Origin of the sequence: Paenibacillus sp. S25 (assembly GCF_019454085.1) — a bacterium.
Classification (GTDB): Bacteria; Bacillota; Bacilli; order Paenibacillales; family Paenibacillaceae; genus Paenibacillus; species Paenibacillus polymyxa_B.
In genome coordinates this window covers 2,887,822-2,910,514 of record NZ_CP073683.1, presented here as the reverse complement: position 1 = coordinate 2,910,514, position 22,693 = coordinate 2,887,822, and the positions used below count along the sequence as shown (strand labels likewise).

Here is a 22,693-nt window from a genome sequence, read left to right as displayed (position 1 = left end):
TCTCAATTGGTACTTTAATTGTGTCTAATTCATTTTTATAATGTGTTTGTATTTCGAAGGTCAATTATTAAAGGAGTGTAGCTTTATGTTCTGTGGATTATCTGCTTTTCCACTCACCCCAGTTAACGAGACAGGTATTAACGAAAAAGCATTTGTGACACTAATTCAACGATTAGTTACAGCTGGTGTAGACTCAATTGGTGTATTGGGTTCAACTGGAAATTATGCATATCTTAATCGAGAAGAACGTTTACGTGTGCTTCGACTTGCTGTCCATTCATCTGAGGGGATTCCCGTGATGACAAGTATAAGTGCGATTCGTACTTCTGAAGTCCTTCGATTAGCGGAAGATGCACAAAGAGCAGGAGCAAGCGCAGTGCTGTTAGCTCCTGTTTCTTACCAGGCATTAACAAATGAAGAGGTATATTCGTTGTATGAACAGGTGACAAGCTCGCTCTCTATTCCGCTCTGCGTATATGATAATCCGGGGACTACACATTTTCATTTTAGCGATGAATTGCACGGTCGGATTGCTGAGCTGCCTAACGTTCGTTCTATCAAGATTCCTGGAGTACCTTCTGACCCTGAAGAAGCTAATGCACGAATTAGCAAACTTCGTAAGCTCATCCCTTCCTATGTAACGATCGGAGTAAGCGGGGATCCGTTTGCAGCCACCGGCTTGAATGCGGGCTGTGAAGCATGGTACTCCGCTCTGGGTGGCTTGTTTCCAGAGACCTGCTTGAGAATAACCCGATTTGCTCTGGATGGTTGTGCTGACGAAGCAAGTCGACTCTCAACACAGCTTGAACCGCTTTGGTCGTTATTTCGCCAATATGGCAGCCTTCGCGTTGTTTCAGCAGCAGCAGAAATAAGTGGCTTGATCTCAAGTCCCAGTCTTCCTTTACCCTTACAACCATTGAATCAATCAGCTAGAGAACACTTGAAATTCATACTAAAGGATCTTCAGTCCACTGAAACATTCTGTTCACCATTTGATGTTTAAATTGCATATGAATCAAACCAGCAATTTCTAAATAAAGAAGACCCGCGTTTATTAAACCGCGGGTCTTCTTTTGTTAAAGTTCATTCAGCTTGTTCAACGTAATACCTTTTAAATAATCAAAACAATTCGTAACATAAAATGGAGCTAATCGATCTTATTGTTTATAATACTTAAATTTTCAAATGGAGTTGTTTTTGCTGTTTTTTTCAATGCAGGCAAGGGCAGTCGGACAAGCCGCCGCCCTCTGCACATGCAAAGTGAACTCATTGCATTTTAGAGAACTGATTTAGAAAACAAAATCGATGGAATCCGGCGAGAAGCCTTCTGGCTGCTCGTCCGTGTTCACTTGAATATCGCTTAACAGTAAATCTGGATCGGTTCCAATCTGAGACAGGATCGCTATCAAATCTCTGGTTAATCTCTCAATAGCGTCGCCCCCAAATAGCTTCGTGCAGTATTCAAAGGAACCCTTGATTTCCCCATCTTCATCACTCATGGACAAGGTCAAATCGAATTTGGAGATACGATGCTCCTGAACATACGGACTAAAGGACAGCGTTTCAAGCTGCGCTTCCGGCGACTCTGTATTTTCCAGTACAAACATGGTGTCAAACAACGGGTTACGGCTTGCATCCCGTGCTACATCCAGTTTTCCCACCAACTCTTCCAGTGGATAATCCTGATGCTCGAAGGCTTGCAACGTACGATCTCTGGCTTCCAGCAAGTAGCTGTGGAACGTTTGGTTGCCCTTCGGCTGATGCCGGATGGCTAGCGTGTTGACGAACATTCCGATCAGTGGCTCCAGTTCAGGCAACAAGCGGCCTGCTACCGGCGTACCGATGATCAAATCGTCCTGACCGCTGTATTTGGACAGCAGAACGGTGTAGGCACTCAATAGCACCATGTACAGCGTACTTCCGGTCTGTGCCGCAATTCGGCGCAGTTGCTCGGATACATTCGCGTCCACTGTAAATTCATACATCGCACCCTCGAAGCTGCGAACAGCAGGTCTAGGATAAGCAATTGGCAAATCCAGTACCGGCAATGCTCCGGCTAAATGCTCCAGCCAGAAGTGTTCTCGGCGTTGGTATGACTCACGCTGCATCTCCTGCTGCTGCCACACGGCGTAGTCTTTGTACTGAATTTGCAGCGGCTCCAATTCCTGTCCCTCGTACAGTTGTACCAGCTCATGCACGATGTTGCTCGACGATACACCGTCTGAAATAATATGGTGCATGTCGTACATCAGGAGATGGCGCTCTGGTCCGGTTTGAATGAGACGGACACGCAGCAGTGGTGCCTGGCGAAGATCAAAGCTACGTACAAAGGACTCGATATAGGCTTCGACTTCGGACTCCCTGGCCTGCAGGTGCTCTACTGCAAACTCCACTTGATCGTAAACCCGCTGAACGACCTCGCCTTCCAGCATTTCAAAGGAAGTCCGCAGCGTTTCATGGCGGGCTATTAACTGACGGAACGCATCCTCCAGCCGATCGGCCTGAAGCGGTCCCTCCACGGTTAATACACCCGGCATATTGTAACTGAGATCCCCACCTTCCAGATGGCTCAAAATGTACAATCGTTTTTGAGCCGAGGAAACCGGGTAGTACGCCTGTTGCGCCGCCGCAGGGATCACCGTATAGGTGTCTGTACCGTGCGTTGCGATGAGCTGGGCTTGCTGCTCAATCGTGAAGTGTTGGAACACCTCACGCAGCGTAATCCGACTGTCCAGTTCCTGATGGATTTTGGCCACCAGCGTCGTTGCCCGCAGGGAGTGTCCACCCACGTCAAAGAATGAGTCGGTGACTCCTACGCTGGACAGCTTCAAGACATCCTGCCAGATTTGGGCTAGCTTGGTTTCCAGCGGTGTCCGCGGTGCAACGTACTCCAGGCCTCCTTCGAGGCGTGCTTCCGGTGCCGGCAACGCCTTGCGGTCGATTTTCCCGTTCGGTGTCAGCGGGAAACGATCCAGTTGTACCACATACGTCGGGATCATGTAATCCGGCAGCTTCGGCTGCAGCGCATTGCGCAGCTCCGGCAAACTCAGGGACTCTGAAGCTATGATATAGGCACACAGGTCCTTGTGTCCGTCTTCGTTTTCCCATGCTGTGACCACGGCTTTCTGAATGCCGTCCACGGTCAGCAGCTGCGCTTCCACCTCGCCCAGTTCGATCCGGTACCCCCGGATTTTCACCTGGTGGTCGATCCGGCCCAAATACTCAATACTGCCGTCTGGCATCCACCGTGCCAAGTCGCCCGTCCGGTACATCCGGTTTGCGTGATCCGCTGGATCAGCTGCTGCCGCATCAGCGAACGGATTCAGGACGAACTTCTCTGCCGTCAGCTCCGGCAGGTTCAGGTATCCTCGTCCCACACCTGCACCTCCGATATAAAGCTCACCTGCGATACCGATCGGTACCAGCTGTTGCTGGCTGTTCAGGATGTACACCGACTGGTTCGCTATCGGCGTTCCGATGGATACTGTGTGCTCCCCTTTTTCCAGCAGTACGTTCAGGGACTCCACATCTTCAATCGTATAAGCAGTCGCATCTACCGTCGTTTCGGTCGGGCCATACACGTTCGTAATGACTGGACGATACCCGGACCACTTGTGCAAGAACACATTTACCAGTTGCACGGATAATGCTTCGCCACCGATCAGGTAATGCTTCACTTCCGGCGCTTCCGTCACACTGACGCTTTCGTTCAAAATATGCAGATGCGCAGGTGTGCCGTCCGACAGATCAATTCGGTGCGTGCGGTAGTAGGCGATCAAATGCTCTCCGCTCAGACTGACGTCACGGGACACCACGTGCAGGGTGTGGCCTAACAGCAAGCTGGCAAAGATTTGCTTCACTGAAGCGTCAAATACAAATGCCGACAGCCATGCGACATGAAGCGGCTGTTCATAACGGCTGTATACTCGTTCCCATAAAGCATCTACCAGATTGCTAACACTGCCCTGCTCGATCATGACCCCTTTCGGCTGGCCGGTGGTACCTGACGTGTAAATCATATAGGCCAGGTTATGCGGGCGGGCGACAGGGATTAGATTGCTCGCATCCTGTACTCCCAACTGAGCTTGAACGTCCTCGTCGTCAAGAACTACAGCTTGTACTAGGGATGGCAAACTGAGCGACAGGGTGGCGACTCTGCTTGTAATCACGACCTTGGCCCCACTGTCTTGGAGCATGTAGTCGATGCGCTCCTGTGGATACACCGTATCCATCGGCACATATGCGCCTCCGGCCTTAAGTACCCCCAGAATGCTCACCAGAATATCCGCAGAACGTTCCAGCAATACGCCAACCGGTTGATCTGCTTCGACCCCTTCCGCTCGTAACACACGAGCCAATTGGTTCGCACGCTCATTCAGCTCAGTGTAGGTCAGCGCGGTGGCCCCAGACACAACTGCTATCCGCTCAGGGTTGCGCTCAGCTTGCTCTTCAAAGCGTTCGCTGAGCGAACGGCCTTGTAATGCTCCAAGCAGGCTGTGCGCATTCGGATCATTGAACACCTTCAGAATCTGCTCGGTTTCTTCTGCCGTAATCAACTCCAGCTCACCCAGCTTCGCATCCGGGTTCGCCGCGACGGCTTCAGCCAAGCGAACAAAGTGACGCGTCATCCGTTCTACCGTTTCGCGATCGTACAACGCAGTTGCATACTGCAATCCGAACTGGATACCTGCCTCTTCCTCACTGGCCTCCATCATCAAATCAAACTTGACTGGCGTTTGTTCCAAGCCATATGGACGGAAGCTTAGGTCCGCCAGCTGCAGCTCACCTTCCTCGGTGGTTTGCAGGGTAAACATCGTATCAAACAGCGGATGGCGGCTCATATCCCGCTTCACGTTCAGCTTTTCCACCAGCTCCTCAAACGGATAGTCCTGGTGCTCGTAAGCTTGCAGGGCACGCGTCTTCACATCCTCCACATAGCTTCGGAAGCTTTGCTCTGCCGTCGGATAGTTCCGCAATGCCAACGTTCCGACGAACATCCCGATCATTGGCTCCAGATCCGCATGCGGTCGTCCGGCAATCGGTGTGCCGACTACGATGTCCTCTTGCCCGCTGTATTGATGCAAGAGCGCGGTGTACGCTGCCAGCAGCACCATATACAGCGTAGAGCCTGTGTGCGCCGCCAGTTCCTTCAGACGTTCGCTGACTTCACGTTTCAGTCCAAACACCACCGTATCGCCTACCGTACTTCGTACCGCCGGACGGGCAAAGTCCGTAGGTACATCCAGCACTGGCAGCTCACCCCGGAAGGTGTCGAGCCAGTACGCTTCCTGACGTTGCATCCACTCTTGATGGGCTTCGCTTTGCTGCCATACCGCATAATCCTTGTACTGTATACGCATTGGCGAAAGCTCTTCACCGTCGTATAAGCGGACAAATTCATCGGTCAGTACTCCCATGGACACACCATCCGAAACGATGTGGTGCATATCGAGCATGAGTAAATGCTGCGGTTCCTGCTCGGTTCCTTGTACACCCAAATCTACCAAGCCTACCCGCAGCAGCGGAGCGGCTTGCAGATCGAACGGACGTACAAACTGCCGCACCCGTTCTTGTGCTTCCTGGCTGACCATCGTGTCTGTACTCGTGGTTGTGTCCTGATCTGTATCCGTAGTCGCATCTTCTGCCCGTACCTTTGTATATTCCACCTCAAACGGCACGGTGTCCTCAATCCATTGCATTGGCTCGCTGTCCACCAGTGCAAAGCGGGTACGCAAGGTCGCATGACGGGCGATTAATTGACGGAACGCGTCTTCTACCCGTTTCACATCCAGCGGACCGCTCACTTGCAGCACCGACGGCATGTTGTAGTTCACATCATTCGGGTCGAACTGATGCAGTACATACAGTCGTTTTTGCGCCGAAGATAACGGGTAGAAGTTGCGTTCTTCTGTTACCGGAATGGACGCATATGTTACTTGATCCAGATGTTCCAGTACGACTGCCAATTGTTCAATGGTTGGTGCTTCAAAAATACTGCGCAGTGGAAGCGGCTTGTTCAGCTCCTTGTGAATTCTCGAGGCTAGCGTCGTCGCCCGTAGCGAGTGTCCGCCAATCTCAAAGAAGTTTTCCTTCACACCGACCTGCGCCAGACCCAACACATCCTGCCAAATTTGTGCCAGTTTCACTTCCACCCATGTCCGCGGTGCGACATAATCCGCTCCGCTTTGCAGGCTGTCTTCCGGTGCTGGCAGTGCTTTGCGGTCGATTTTTCCATTCCGAGTCAACGGCATCTGCTCCAGCTGTACCAGATAGGAAGGGACCATGTAACCCGGCAGCTTCTGGCTCAAAGCGCTTCGCAGCTCACTTGCCACAACTTCCCCATCGGCGACCACATAAGCGCAGAGCTGCTTTTGCCCTTGCTCATCTTCACGTGCGATGACCACAGCTTCTCGCACTGCCTCCAGCTTCAACAGCTGCGTTTCTACCTCGCCCAGTTCGATCCGATAGCCCCGAATTTTCACCTGTGCGTCGATCCGTCCCTTATATTCCAGCGTCCCGTCTACATTCAAGCGTACCAGGTCGCCAGTGCGATAGCAGCGTTCTCCGCTGCGGAACGGGCTATCGATGAACTTTTCGGACGTCAGGTCTGGACGGTTGCGGTATCCACGTGCCACCCCGTCACCGCCGACGATCAGCTCACCCCATACCCCGACGGGCTGAAGCCGCATCGAACGATCCACGACATACGCTGTCGAATTATGGATCGGTCTGCCAATTGGCACCGATTCCGATTGCACACCAGTGATCGCATGCATTGTGGAAAAGGTCGTATTTTCGGTTGGGCCATAGATGTTACTGATCCGCAGGGACGGATGGGCCTCCAGCACCCGGTTCATATGTGGTACGGACATCACATCACCGCCGACCAGCAGCTCGCGTATTCCCTCGAACAGCGCCAGATCCTGCTGGGACAGCTGGTTAAAGAGCGGTGTGGTCAGAAACATCGTGGTAATGCCGTGGCTGCGCACAGCTTCCTTAAGCTTGGGTGCGTCCAAAATGACATCCTGGCTCACTAGCACCAGCTGTCCACCATTCAATATCGCCCCCCAAATTTCGAAGGTGGATGCATCGAAAACAACAGCCCCTGTCTGCAAAATGCGCGTGTCGGCATCCAATTGCGCGTAGTTTGTATTTTTCACCAAACGTACGACATTACGATGCTCCACCATAACGCCCTTCGGCTGCCCCGTCGTACCCGACGTATAAATCACATACGCCAGATCGTTCGGACCAGACAACGGTTCCAGATTGGAACCATCCTCGTGATACACACTCTGTGCTCCATCCAGCACCAGCACGTTACCATCGAAGGCTACTTTATCCACCAAATGGTTTTGCGTTAACAATAGCTTCGCACCCGAGTCGTCCAGCATGTAGCGGATACGTTCCTCTGGATACGTCGGATCGATGGGCACATATGCACCCCCAGCCTTCAAAATGCCTAAGATACCCACGATCAAATCTACCGAACGCTCGGTCATCAGACCCACCAAACGATCCTTCGTCACGCCTTGGTTACGCAAGGTACGAGCCAAACGATTGGCGCGTTCATTCAGCTCGCGATAGGTCAACTGTTCTCCTTCGAAGAACAACGCTGCCTGTTCCGGTGTGTGCGCCGTTTGTGTCTCGAACAAGCCATGGATCGTTTGCTCGCTTGGATACTCAGCAGCTGTATTTCCCCATACGCTGAGAATTTGCTCACGCTCCTGCTCACTTACCATATCCAGCTCATACACCCGAATGTCTGGCTTCGCTACCACCTGCTCCAACAGCTGTATCAGATGGCCCTGAGTCCGTTCAACGGCTTCACGATCATATAACTTCGCATTGTATTCAAATCGGATTTTCATCGCTTCCTGCGGCATAACGACCAGATTGAAATCATAGTTGGTTTGTTCAATCATGCCGGCATTGCGAATTTCAAAATCCGACTCTGCACCTTCGCCAAGTTGCTCGACCTGCTCCTCCACCGGATAGTTTTCAAACACGATAATGTGGTTGATCAGATCTTGCTTTTGCTCGCTCAAGGCTTGAATTTCATACAGCGGATACGTTTCATAATCTTGAGAAGTCAGCGCCTGCTTCTGATTCGTTCTGATCATGTCGGCAAAGGTGTCCTCAGCCCCGCTGCGAATCCGTATTGGAATGGTGTTAATGAACAAGCCCACCATATTTTCGATCCCCGGAATATCCGCTGGACGACCAGACACTACACCGCCAAAAACAGCGTCGTCACTACCGTTGTACTTTTGGAGCAGCAATCCCCAGGCTGTTTGCAGCAACGTATTCGGGGTCACGTGGTACTGCTTGGCCACCATTTCCATACGTCCGGTCAAGTCCTTGCCCAGATCACACAGGATATGCTCAAATTGTGCACCGTCCGCTTTCACGCCTACTTTTCCGGTCGGAATCGAAGTTTGCTGATCATAGCCGAGCAAATAATCCTTCCAGTACGCAGCTGCTGCTTCTACATCCTGTGCTTCAAGCCACTCAATATACTGACTGTATGGAGTAACGGGGGCAAGCTTCGGCTGTCTATGCTCCACGGCTGCAAAGTAAGCCTCAAACACCTCATCCGTGACTAATGCCACACACCAGCCATCCATCAAGATGTGATGAGAGCTCCACACAAAATAATAATCCTCATCACCTGTTCGTAAAATCGCCACGCGCATCAACGCATCCCGGGACAAATCGAATCCGGCTGCCTTGTCCTTGCGAATAAATTCCTTCACATACGCGTCACGCTCCTGCTCATTCAGATGACGCAAATCTTCACATCTAAAACCAACATCCTTGCGGCGGAAAATCACCTGCACAGGCTCATCCTGCCAACCGCTGATGAAATTGGCTCTAAATATCTCATGCCGCTGTGCCAAATGATTCAAGCTATCTTGGAAAATATCGGCTTGGAAGCGTCCATGCAAATCAAAGGTCGTTTGTTCAAAATAAGCACCTGACTCTGCATCCATCAGACTATGGAACAACATGCCTTTTTGCATCGGCGTCAGCGCATATACATTTTCCAGTTCCCCCATGTCACGAGTCCGCTCTACCAACTGATCCAGCTCGGCCATGGTTACATTTTTAAGCATGACATCGCTTGGCGTCAGCTCCTGCTGTTTGCGGCCTGTGCAATGCGCAATGATTTCCTGCAAACTGATTCGGAACGCTTCGGCTAGCTGCTCCATCGTTTCATGGCGATATTCCTGCTTACTGTAGCTGATCGTCAATTGCAGCTCGCCTTCGGAAATCAGTCCGTTCATATCCAGCGTGTGCGTTCTAGCTGCATGAGCGCTAAGCTCTGCACCGCTAGAATAAGGAGATACGCCAATGGATTGATTTTGCATATCTTGGTCAAATTGTCCCAAATAGTTGAAGCTGATTTCGGGTTCGGTCACAAAACGCTCTTGCTCACGTGCTGCGGACAGGTATCTCAACATCCCGTAGCCAATGCCCTTTTGCGGAATGCGCCGTAGTCCTTCTTTCACATGTTTGATGCGTTGTGAAAGGTCTTGCCCCACGCTCATATCCAGCACAACTGGGAATTGAGTCGTAAACCAGCCCACGGTGCGCGTAATATCCAGTTCTGGCAAAATGGACTCCCGTCCATGACCTTCCAGGCTCACAAGCACTCGTTCCAGACCGGCCCAGCGATGAATAGTCAGTCCCAATGCGGTAAGCAGCAAATCATTCATCTCCGTGTTGTAGGCACGATGCGCCTGTTTTAACAGCTGTTCCGTTTCCTGAGCTGTCCACGTGACCGTAATGTTCTCGCTGTCCCTATTTAAGGAATGAGAATGGGATTCGTCTTTTGGAAGCGGCTGATATATTCCCTGTTCCATTTCCTGCCAGAATGCGAGTTCTGCTGCCATGGCCGGACCGTTCGCATATTGAGACTGCCCATCCGCCCAGGTGCGGAATGAATCCGTTTTGTGCGGAAGACGAGCGGCTTGTCCGTTCAATGCCTGCTCGTAGGCTGTCGTAATATCCTCGAACAAAATGCGCCAAGATACGGTATCCACCACTAAGTGATGAATCGCCATCAGCAAATGATCTCCATCCGGGCAATGGAACAGCCCCAGCTTCACCAGCGGTCCTTCGCTTACATGAATACCCGCCTGAATTTCATTCACTTTGGCCTCGATCGCTGCAGATACCTCAGACTCATTTCTGAAGTCGGCCCGATCCAGTGTATACAGCTCGCCCTCCCCAACTGCACGGTTCCAAGCTTCATATCCGTGCTCACTAGGACGGAAAATGATACGCAGTGCGTCGTGATGGCTCACGACGTGATCCATCGCCGTGCGCAGGGCCGCTTCATCAAAACCGTCCTTGCTATGCAGCATAATGGACTGGTTATGATGATGAGCATCCGTCAGGTTCTGCTCAAAGAACCATTGTTGAACAGGTGTCAGTTTCACAGCGCCCACCACTTCGCTCTGATCCGCCAATCGGGTCACCGTTTGGACTTTCAGTGCCAATGCAGACACGGTTGGATGACTGAACAGGTCTTTCATCTCCAGTCGATAACCTGCTTGCAGCAAGCGGGATGATACTTGCAGCGCCTTGATCGAATCGCCACCCAGTTCAAAGAAGTTATCCTGCGTGCCTACCGCTTCCACGCCGAGCACCCCGGCCCATACCGCAGCCAATACTTGTTCCACCGTGGTACGCGGTGCCACATAGGCTGCGCCGGTATGGATGCTTCCTTCCGGTTCCGGCAAGGCCTTGCGGTCGATTTTGCCGTTGCTCGTCAGTGGGATCGTCTCCAGTCGCATCAAGCGTGCAGGTACCATATGCGCTGGCAGTCCTGCTTCCAGCTCGGCCTGTACCTCCTCAATCCGCAGCTCTGCTTCTCCTGTGATGTATCCGCACAAATACTTGTGTCCACGCTCATCCGTCCGGTCGATGACTACCGCTTGACGCACACCTGGCACCCGCTGGATTGCCGTTTCAATCTCGCCCAGCTCGATCCGGTAGCCCCGGATTTTCACTTGATAGTCCATCCGGCCGATAAAGTCCACATGGCCGTCTGGCATCCACCGCGCCAAGTCACCTGTGCGATACAATCGTTCACCCGGTACGTACGGGTTCGCTACGAACTTCTCGGCGGTCAGGTCTGCACGGTTCAGGTAGCCTCGTGCCACCCCGGCTCCGCCGATACACAGCTCACCCATCACACCGATCGGCACCGGATTCAGCTGGCTGTCCACAATGTAGAAGCGTGCGTTCAGCCACGCCTGACCAATCGGCACACTGCCGCTGTCCGGCAGCTTCGACAGTTCTTCGTCGTAGAAGCTGGAGTCGATTGCCGCTTCCGTGACGCCGTAACTGTTCATAATGCGAATATCCGCGCCAAATCGTTCTTGCAGCACCCGATAATCCGTCACGCTACAGCTATCCGAGCTGGTAATCAGCAATTCCAGACTGCTCATGTCCAGTCCGTGTTCATGCACATGCTGCATAAACGGTACGATCAAGGCTGGTGTTGATTCGAATACCGTAATCTGATAATCACGAATCCAGCCATACAGACGGCTTGGATCAATCCGGTCGTCCTTCGGACAGATAACCATCGTTCCGCCGTTATAAAGCGTCCGCGCAATATCGCCGACGAACACGTCGAAGGAGAAGCTTGCCAGTTGTAGCAATCGTACCGGGAACCGGTTCAGACGGTAATCCCGGCGATACGCCGCAGCCGTATTCACCAAGCTGCGATGCTCAATCATGACGCCCTTCGGACGTCCCGTTGTACCGGACGTGTAGATCACATACGCCAGATCCTGCGGTTCGTTGATGTGCTCGATATCCGTGGCATCCCCGGTGTACAGCGACTCATCGTCCAGCGCCAGCACGGTATGCAGACGCAAGTGCGCTGCGGGTTCGACTGTAGCTTCGCTTTCATCCAGCCAGACCTGTGCACGCTCCTGCAACCCCGTTTGGGTCAGTAGTACCGTCGCACCACTGTCCTCCAGCATGAAACGAATACGTTCGGACGGATAGTCTGCATCCAGCGGCACATAGGCGCCTCCAGCTTTCCATACCGCCAATACGCCGACCAGCATGTCCACCGAACGTTCACTTAAAATGCCAACAATCGACTCGCGTCCAATACCTTCATTCCGCAATCTACGCGCCAATTGGTTCGCACGCTCGTTCAGTTTCTGGTACGTAAGCTGCTGCTCCTCGTACACCACCGCCACGTGATCCGGTACAAGCTGCGCTTGTTCTTCCACAAAGGTATGGAACAGTGCTCCTGTTTCTACCGCAGCCACATCCGATACCCCTACATCTCCAAAACCGTAGATGATTTGTGCCTTTTCCTCGACGGTTACCATATCTAAAGCTGCCAGTGACTGCTGCGGATGCAGCGTAATTGCACGGACAAGCTCGGTAAAATGCTGTACCAATCGCGCGATGGTTTCAGGCTTGTACAGCGCCGTGCTGTATTCCAGACTGCACAGAATGCCTTCTGGCTGCTCCACTGTATCCAAGGTCAGATCAAATTTGGCCGTGTTATTGTCCGTCGGATACGTCTTAAAGGTCAGACCCTCCAGCTCGAACTCCTGCTGCTCAAATGTTTTCAACTCAAACATCGTGTCAAACAGCGCATTCCGGCTCGTATCCCGCGTTAAATTCAGCTTTTCAACCAGTTCTTCAAAAGGATACTCTTGATGTTCATAAGCACTGAGCGCATGCTCTTTGACCTCTTGCAAGTAATCCAGGAACGTTTTGTCGCCAGACGGATAATTGCGGATCGCCAGCGTGTTGAGGAATACGCCTACCAAGCCCTCCAGTTCCGCATGCGGTCTTCCGGCAATCGGCGTGCCGACGATGATGTCCTCCTGCCCCGAATATTTATGCAAGAGCGTGCTATACGCGGCCAGCAACACCATGTACAAGGTGGAGCCGGTTTGTGCGGCCAGCTGTTTCAACTGCTCGCTGTCCTCCAGGCTGATCGCAAATTCCAATCGAGCTCCTTCCAGACGCTGTACGGCTGGTCTTGCAAAATCCGTTGGCATATCCAGCGCCGGAATGTCACCAGCCATCGTGTTCAGCCAATAGCTTTCCTGCTCACGAAGACGTTCACTTTGCATATCGGCATGCTGCCAAACGGCATAGTCCTTGTATTGGATGCGAAGTGGCGGCAGTTCCTTGCCTTCATACAATTGAGAGAACTCCTGCACGATAATGCCTTCAGTCACACCATCCGAAATAATATGGTGCATGTCATAGAGCATAACGTGACGTTCCGATCCGGTTTCCACCAGCTGAACCCGCAGCAACGGTGCTTGTGCGAGATCAAATGCACGTACAAAGTCCAGTGCATACTGCTGGGTCTCTTCTTCGCTTGCCTGCACATGCTCCACGTTGAATGCGACGCCCGATTCAATCCATTGAATAACCTCGCCATCCACCATCTCGAATCGGGTTCGCAGGGCTTCATGACGGACAATCAGCTGGCGGAAGGCTTGCTCCAGTCGCGTTTTATCCAAGGAACCTTCAATAATCAAAGCGCCCGGCATATTGTAGCTAACCTCTCCACCTTCTAGGTGACTCAGCACATACATCCGTTTTTGCGCCGAGGAAACGGGATAATATACGCGCTTCTCCGCAACAGGGATGGATACATACGTTTGTTGTGTCTGATCTTCTCCCATCACCTGCACCAGTTGCTCAATCGTCGGATATTGGAAAATATCTCGCAGGGCCAGCTTGTAATTCAGCTCCTGATGGATTTTCGCCATCAGTGTTGTGGCGCGCAGAGAATGTCCTCCCACTTCAAAGAAATGGTCCTTAATACCGATCTGCGGATGATTCAAAACGCTTTGCCAAATACGTACCAGTTGCTCTTCCAGCAGTGTCCGCGGTGCCACGTACGCCGTGCCTCCTTCGAGGCGCGCTTCCGGCGCAGGCAACGCTTTGCGGTCAATTTTTCCGTTCGGTGTCAGCGGGAATTGATCCAGTTGTACAACATACGTCGGGATCATATAACCCGGCAGCTTGGGCTGCAGCATGTTGCGCAGCTCTGGCAAATTCAGCGCCTCAGAGGCTACGATATACGCACACAAATCCTTGTCTCCGTCTTCGTTTTCCCAGGCGGTGACGATGGCTTTCTGAATGCCGTCCACGGTCAACAGCTGCGCTTCCACCTCGCCCAGTTCAATCCGGAAGCCCCGGATTTTGACCTGATCATCCATCCGGCCGATAAAGTCCACATTGCCGTCCGGCATCCAACGCGCCAAATCGCCTGTGCGGTACAATCGTTCACCTGGTACATACGGATTCGCTACGAATTTCTCGGCCGTCAAGTCTGCACGATTCAGATAGCCTCGTGCCACTCCAGCTCCGCCAATGCACAGTTCGCCCAGTACGCCGATCGGCACCGGATTCAGCTGGCTGTCCACGATGTAGAAGCGTGCGTTCAGCCACGCCTGACCAATCGGCACATTACCGCTGCTTGGCAGCTTCGATAGATCTTCATCGTAGAAGCTGGAGTCGATCGCCGCTTCTGTGACGCCGTAGCTGTTCATAATGCGGATATCTGCGCCAAATCGTTCTTGCAGTACCCGGTAATCCGTCACACTGCAGCTATCCGAGCTGGTGATCAGCAGTTCCAGACTGCTCATGTCCAGCCCCTGTTCATGCACATACTGCATAAACGGTACGATCAGGGCCGGAGTCGATTCGAACACTGTAATCTGGCAATCGCGAATCCAGCCATACAAACGGCTAAAATCAATCCGGTCGTCTTTCGGACAAATAACCATCGTGCCGCCGTTATAGAGCGTCCGCGCGATATCCCCGACGAATACGTCGAAGGAAAAGCTTGCCAACTGCAGCAAACGTACCGGGAACTCGCTCAGACGGTAATCCCGACGATACGCCGCAGCCGTATTGACCAAGCTGTGATGTTCGATCATGACCCCTTTCGGACGTCCTGTTGTCCCGGACGTGTAGATCACATACGCCAGATCCTGCGGTTCGTTGATATGATCGACGTCTGTGGTATCACCGATGTACAGCGACTCATCGTCCAACGCCAGCATCGTCTGCAGACGCAGCCCCGTTGCAGGTTCGACGGTAGCTTTGCTTTCCTCCAGCCATACCTGTGCACGCTCCTGCAAGCCTGTTTGGGTCAACAGTACCGTCGCACCGCTGTCCTCCAGCATGAAACGAATACGTTCGGACGGATAGTCTGCATCCAGCGGCACATAGGCGCCTCCAGCTTTCCACACGGCCAATACGCCGACCAGCATGTCCACCGAACGCTCACTCAAAATGCCGACAATCGACTCGCGTCCAATGCCTTCATTCCGCAATCTCCGCGCCAATTGGTTCGCACGCTCGTTCAGTTTCCGGTACGTAAGCTGCTGCTCCTCGTACACCACCGCCACGTGATCCGGTACAAGCTGTGCCTGTTCTTCCACAAAGGTATGGAATAAGGCTCCTGCTTCAACAGCAGCCACATCCGATACCCCCACATTTCCAAATCCATGGATGATTTGTGCTTTTTCCTCGGCAGGTACCATCTCCAAAGCTGCCAGTGGCTGCTGCGGATGCAGTGTAATTGCACGTACAAGCTCGGTAAAATGCTGCGCCATTCGCGCAATAGTCTCAGGCTTGTACAGCGCCGTGCTGTATTCCAGACTGCACAGAATACCTTCTGGCTGCTCCACTGCATCCAGAGTCAGATCAAATTTGGCCGTATTATTTTCCAGCGGATACGAATGTAAGGTCAGACCTTCCAGCTGCAACTCCTGTTGCTCCAATGTTTTCAACTCAAACATCGTGTCAAACAGCGCATTCCGGCTCGTGTCCCGCGTCAAATTCAGCTTTTCAACCAGCTCTTCAAAAGGATAGTCCTGATGCTCATAAGCACTGAGCGCATGCTCCTTCACCTCTTGCAGATAATCCAGGAACGATTGGTCGCCAGACGGATAATTGCGGATTGCCAGCGTGTTGATGAAGACACCTACCAGACTCTCCAGTTCCGCATGCGGTCTTCCGGCAATCGGCGTTCCCACTACGATATCTTCTTGCCCCGTGTATTTATGCAAGAGCGTAGTGTATGCCGCCAGCAGCACCATATACAAGGTTGAACCTGTTTGCGAAGCCAGTTCTTTCAGGCGTTCGCTAACTTCACGCTCCAGTGCAAATTCGATCGTATCCCCTGCCGTACTCTGCACCACCGGACGGGCAAAGTCGGTTGACAGATCCAGCACAGGCACTCCGCCCCGGAAGGTGCCCAGCCAGTACGCTTCCTGACGCTGCATCCACTCCTGATGGGCTTCGCTTTGCTGCCATACCGCATAGTCTTTGTACTGAATCCGCAATGGCGATAGCTCTTCACCGCCATACAAGCGGACAAATTCATCGGTCAGTACCTCCATCGACACACCATCCGAAACGATATGATGCATGTCGAGCATGAGCAGATGCTGTGGTTCTTGTTGTGGTTCTTGTTGTGGTTCTTGTTGTGGTTCTTGTTGTGGTTCTTGCTCTGCTCCTTGTACGCCCAAGTCCACCAAGCCTACCCGCAGCAGCGGTGCAGCTTTCAGATCAAACGGACGGACAAACTGCCGTACCCGTTCTTGTACTTCCTGGCTGATCGTCGTGTACGTAACTGTATCCAAATCTGTAGCTGTGTCCTGATCTGTATCCGAAGTCGAACGCTCTGCCTGTACCTTCGTATATTCCGCCTTGAACGGCACGGTGTCCTCCACCCATTGCATCGGCTCATTGTCCACTAGCTCAAAGCGGGTACGCAAGGTTGCATGGCGATCGATCAATTGACGGAACACATCTTCTACTCGTTTCACATCCAGCGGACCGCTCACTTGCAGCACCGACGGCATGTTGTAGTTCACATCGTTCGGGTCGAACTGATGCAGCACATACAGCCGTTTTTGCGCCGAAGATAACGGGTAGAAGCTGCGTTCTTCCGTTACCGGAATGGACGCGTATGTTACTTGATCCAGACCTTCCATGACCGCTGCCAGTTGTTCAATGGTTGGCGCTTCAAAAATACTGCGCAGTGGAAGCGGCTTGTTCAGCTCCTTGTGAATCTTCGAGGCCAGTGTCGTCGCCCGCAGCGAGTGTCCGCCAATCTCGAAGAAGTTTTCCTTCACACCAACCTGCGTGAGGCCCAGCACATCCTGCCAAATGTGTGCCAGCTTCACTTCCACCCACGTCCGCGGTGCGACATAATCGGCTCCGCTTTGCAAACTGCCTTCCGGTGCTGGCAGGGCCTTGCGGTCAATTTTTCCATTTGGACTCAGCGGCATTTGCTCCAGCTGTACAAAGTACGATGGCACCATGTAGCTTGGCAGCTCCCGGCCCAGCTCACTTCTCAGCTCGCTAGCACCGATCTCTTGCCCCGCGACATAGTACGCCACCATTTGTTTTTGTCCCGTTTCATCCGCACGAGCCATGACTACGGCTTCGCGTACCAATTCCACTTGCAGCAGCTGCGACTCGACCTCGCCCAGTTCAATCCGGTAACCCCGGATTTTCACCTGATGGTCGATCCGGCCCAGATATTCAATGTTGCCGTCCGGCATCCATCTCGCCAAATCGCCTGTGCGATACATCCGCTCATAGCCGGCTTCCCCGCCAGCAAACGGATCTTTCACGAATTTCTCTGCCGTCAGCTCCGGACGGTTCAGATAGCCTCGGGCTACGCCGACACCGCCGATGCACAGCTCCCCTGCAACCCCGATCGGCTGCAATTGCTCCGTGCCTTCCTTCACGATGTACAGACGGATATTTTGGATCGGTTTCCCGATTGGAATGACCGCATATTCCTCTGCAGGCTCGCAATCAAAGTACGATACGTCCACCGTCGCTTCGGTTGGTCCATACAGGTTGATCAGCTTCGCTCCGGCCAGACTCGACACAAGCCGTTGGAACCGCGCGACATGCTGTGGCGGCAATGCTTCACCACTAGCAAAAACGTTACGCAACGTTGCCAGTTTCGCTTGCATCACTTCCCGTGGTTGCTGCTCCACATATTCCAGGAACGCATGCAGCATAGCGGGTACAAAGTGCATCGTGCTCACGCCATCGCGGGCAATCGTGTCGACGATGTCTTCCGGGTTCTTTTCCCCGCCGACTGACAGCAGGCTTACCTTCGAGCCGACCATCGACCACCAGAACAGCTCCCACACCGACACGTCAAAGGTGAAGGCCGTCTTTTGCAGGATCGTATCTTCCGCACTCAAGCCGTACCGATCATGCATCCACAAAATCCGATTCAGCACAGAATGGTGCTCCACCATCACGCCCTTCGGTTTCCCCGTGGAGCCAGAGGTATAGATGACATAGGCTACATGGTGCGGTCCAGCCAGTGGCTCCAAATTCGAGCCATCTTCGTGGTAAATGTCTTGACCATCCTGTTCATGACGATCCAGCACCAGCACCTGGCCGTCGAAACTCAGCAATGCTTGCTCCGCCAGATGCGATTGCGTCAGCACCAACTTCGCTTCCGAGTCCTCCAGCATAAAGCGGATGCGATCCGCCGGATATTCTGGGTCGATCGGCACATAGGCTCCGCCTGCCTTAAGGATCGCATAGATGCCTACGATCATGTCCAGCGAACGTTGAACCAAAATGCCTACAGGCTGATCTGGTTCAACACCTTCCGCACGCAGCGTCCGAGCCAAACGGTTCGCGCGCTCATTCAATTTCCCGTAGGTCAACGATTCCGCTCCGCACAACACTGCCACCTGATCCGGTGTTCGTGCCGCCTGCTGCTCGAACAGTGTACTTAGCGTTTGATCCTGCGGATAGGCTGCCGCCGTATCTCCCCACACCTGAACGATCTGCGCCTGTTCTTCCGATGTCACCAATTCCAGCTCATTTACTCGGATATGCGGATTGTCGATAATTTGCTCGATGACATGCAGTACATGTCCCTGCATCCGCTCTATCGTAGACCGATCGTATACATTGGCGTTATATCTGAACAGGATGCGGAAGATTTCATCGGGCATCACAATCAAGTCCAGATCATAGTTTGTTTGCTCGACAACCTCTACATTCGTAATTTCAAAAGCGGACGGACGAACTTCACCCAACTGCTCAACTTGCTCCTCTACTGGATAATTCTCAAATACCATAATGTGGTTAATCAGGTTCTGCTTCTGCTCGGTCAGCGCCTGAATCTCATATAGCGGGAAGCTGTCATAGGCTCCCGTGGCCAGTGCCTGTTCCTGCGTTTTCCGCATCACTTCCACAAAAGTGGCATTCCGTTCACTTTGAATCCGAACCGGGATCGTATTAATGAACAAACCGATCATATGCTCTACGCCAGCAATATCGGTCGGACGTCCAGATACGACACTACCGAAAATAACATCCTCATTGTTGTTATATTTCTGCAAAATAAGGCCCCACACGCTCTGCATCAGCGTATTAATCGTGACCTGCTGCTGCTTCGCAATCCGGTGTATGGCTTCGCTCCACGTTGGATCCAGATCTACCGTTATTTTTTCAGAGATATATTTGCTGGTGTCGCTTGTTGTAGTGGATACCGTATTAGTCGCTTGGTCTTTCGATGAAGTATCCGATCCAGGTAACAACGTCTGCTGTTCAAAGCCCGCCAAATAGCTGCTCCAATACTCTTTTGCCGCACGTTCATCCTGACGCTCTAGCCATTCGATATATTGGCCATACGGTGTGATCGGAGCAAGCTCTGGCTGCTTCTGCTCCAGTAGCGCAAAGTACGTACCAAACACTTCACCCGTAACCAGCGATAAGCACCAGCCATCCATGACAATGTGATGGAAGCTCCATACCAGGTGATACGTTTCTTCATCTGTTTGCAATACCTGTACGCGCATCAGTGCATCGGTACCGAGATTAAAGCCTCTAGCTTGGTCCTCCAGCTTAAACGCCTGGATATACGCCTGTTGCTCCGCTTCCTGCATGCCGCGTACATCCTGGAAGGAAAGGTCGCTATCTTTGTGACGGAACACGATCTGCAATGGCTCCTGACTGTGCCCTGTCTCAAACATATGGAAATTCGTCCGCAGCGCTTCATGACGCTGTGTCAGTACATCCAGACTCTTGCGGAAAACAGCTACATCAAAGCTCCCTTGTTGATCAAACGACGCTTGCTGGAAGTAGGCGCCTGACTCCGGCTCCATCAAGCTATGGAAATGCATCCCCTTCTGCATTGGCGAGAGAGCATATACATTTTCCAGCTCGCCCACAGAAGCTGTTTGCTCTGTCAATTGCTCCAGCTGCCCAAGCGTCAAGCCCTTGAACAATACATCGCTTGGGGTTAGCTCACTCCGCTCTTTGGAGGCACAATGAGCGATCACTTCCTGCAAGCTTTCCTGCAGCAACTGCGCAAAGTTTTCTACATTTTGCTGATGATATACCTTACTGTCATAGCGAATTTCCAGTGTCAGCGTGCCCGCTGTAATCATTCCGTTCACATTCAAAGGATGCTCCAGTACGGTATGATCACTCATCGGCTCTCCACCTGGATGTGAAGATAGAACGATATCCCCATTTTCCAAGTCCTGATCAAATTGTCCCAAATAGTTAAAGCTAATTTCAGGCTGCAAGGCAAGGGAATGATGGGCATCATCCTGAGACATATATTTCAAAATACCGTAGCCAATGCCCTTATGTGGCACATGACGCAGGTCTTCCTTCACCCGCTTGATTCGCTGCCCTACTTCCGCCTTTCCGTCCACCCCCAGCAGCACCGGATATTGGCTTGTAAACCAGCCCACGGTACGGGTGATGTCGATATCTGGAACAATGGCTTCCCGGCCATGTCCCTCCAGATTGACCAGCACGCGCTCCTGACCGCTCCAGTTATATACCGCTGTGCCGAGTGCGGTTAACAGCAGATCATTGACCTCGGTGTGGTATGCACGGTGTGCTTCCTGTAGCAACAGTCGTGTTTCCTGCTCGCTCCAAGCCACGGTCACAATTTCACTGTCTCTCAGCGGATAATGCTGTCCTTCCGCTCTCTCATGATCCTTAGGCAACGATGCGACTTCCGTTTGAGCGAGACGGTGCCAGTATTCGCGTTCGTCTTCGATGGCCGGACTATTCGCATATTGTGATAAGCGCTCTGCCCAAGTGGAGAACGAGTCCGTCTTATTTGGCAAACGAATGGCTTCTCCACGAACCGCCTGCTCATATCCCGTGGCAAAATCTTCAAACACAATCCGCCATGAAATCCCATCTACGACCAAATGGTGAATGGCAATCAGTAAATGATCCCCATCCATGCAGTGGAAAAGTCCCAGTTTCACCAGCGGTCCTTCGTCCAGACGAATGGAGCTTTGGATGGCATTGGCTTTCATTTCAATCGCTGCTGCAACATCTGTAATGTTTTGCACATCCGTCAAATCCACAACGTCCAGACTGTACAGCTGACCTTCGTTCAAGCCGCGATTCCACGCTTCATAGCCCTGTTCGGTCTGACGGAAGACCATACGCAACGCATCATGATGCTCCGTTACCTTGGTCACCGTTTGATGCAATGCGGCTTCATCAAAGCCTTGTGCTCTATACAGCATCACCGACTGATTGAAATAGTGTGGCTCTGCTGAGGATTGCTCAAAGAACCATTGCTGAATCGGGGTCAGCTTGACGCTTCCCGAAATCACGCGCTGATCGGCTGTACGGCTGACCTTGTGTACATGACCACTCAGCAGCGAGACGGAAGGATATTGGAACAAATCCTTCATGTCCAGCTTGTAGCCCGCTTGCAGCAAACGGGAGGATACCTGGATTGCTTTGATCGAATCGCCGCCCAGATCAAAGAAATTATCCAAAACCCCGACTCTCTTCGCTCCTAATACAGCCTGCCAAATGGACACTAACGTCTGCTCCAGCGCTGTGCGCGGCTCTAGATAATCCGCTCCGCTTTGCAGGCTGCCTTCTGGTGCTGGCAGGGCCTTGCGGTCGATTTTTCCGTTCGGTGTCAGCGGCATCTGCTCCAGTTGGATGAAATACGATGGCACCATGTAGTTTGGTAGCTCCTCGCCCAGTAAGCTGCGTAGCTCGCCAGCGCTTACTTCCCGTTCAGCGACATAGTACGCCACCAGTTGGTTTTGCCCCTGCTCGTCCGCCTGGGCCAGTACGATAACCTCTTGTACATCTTCTACTTTCAAAATTTGTGCCTCGACCTCACCCAGCTCGATCCGGTAGCCCCGGATTTTCACCTGATGGTCGATCCGGCCCAAATATTCGATGTTGCCGTCTAGCATCCATCTCGCCAAGTCACCCGTTCGGTACATTCGTTCATAGCCTGCTTCGCCAGCCGCAAACGGATTCGATACAAATTTCTCAGCCGTCAGCTCTGGACGATCCAGATAGCCCCGAGCCAGGCCCGGACCGGACACGCACAACTCACCCGCGACGCCTACCGGAGCCAAATGTCCATGCACATCCACCGTGTATACCCGGTGATTCGGCACAGGGCGTCCGATAGAAATCAGCTGTCCAGCTCTCTCATCCTCGGATACGGGCCAGATGGACGTCGCCACCGAGTTTTCGGTTGGACCGTAGCCGTTGTAGTACGCCACCTGATCCTTCCACTTGTACACCAATTCTGTTGAAGATGCAGAACCCGCAGTGAACAAAATACGCAGGTTTGGCATCCGTCCCGGCTCCAGATACACCGCATAGGTCGGCGGCA

General features: G+C 52.5%; 2 protein-coding genes (1 of these 2 cut by a window edge). One reads left to right on the top strand and one right to left on the bottom strand.

Translation table 11 applies throughout. The annotated features are described in order from the left end of the window. The first annotated feature begins 85 nt into the window (after nucleotides 1-85). Nucleotides 86-1,003 (top strand): dihydrodipicolinate synthase family protein, encoded by a 918-nt coding sequence (locus KAI37_RS12460; protein WP_076293704.1) that lies wholly within the window; start codon nucleotides 86-88, stop codon nucleotides 1,001-1,003. Between the two features lie 286 nt (nucleotides 1,004-1,289). Here KAI37_RS12460 and KAI37_RS12455 read toward each other — a convergent pair whose 3' ends face one another. Then, nucleotides 1,290-22,693, bottom strand: partial view of a non-ribosomal peptide synthase/polyketide synthase gene (locus KAI37_RS12455; RefSeq protein WP_220031389.1) — the 3' portion only. It continues 20,674 nt past the right edge of the window; the window shows 21,404 of its 42,078 coding nt (coding positions 20,675-42,078); the start codon falls outside the window, past its right edge; the stop codon is at nucleotides 1,290-1,292.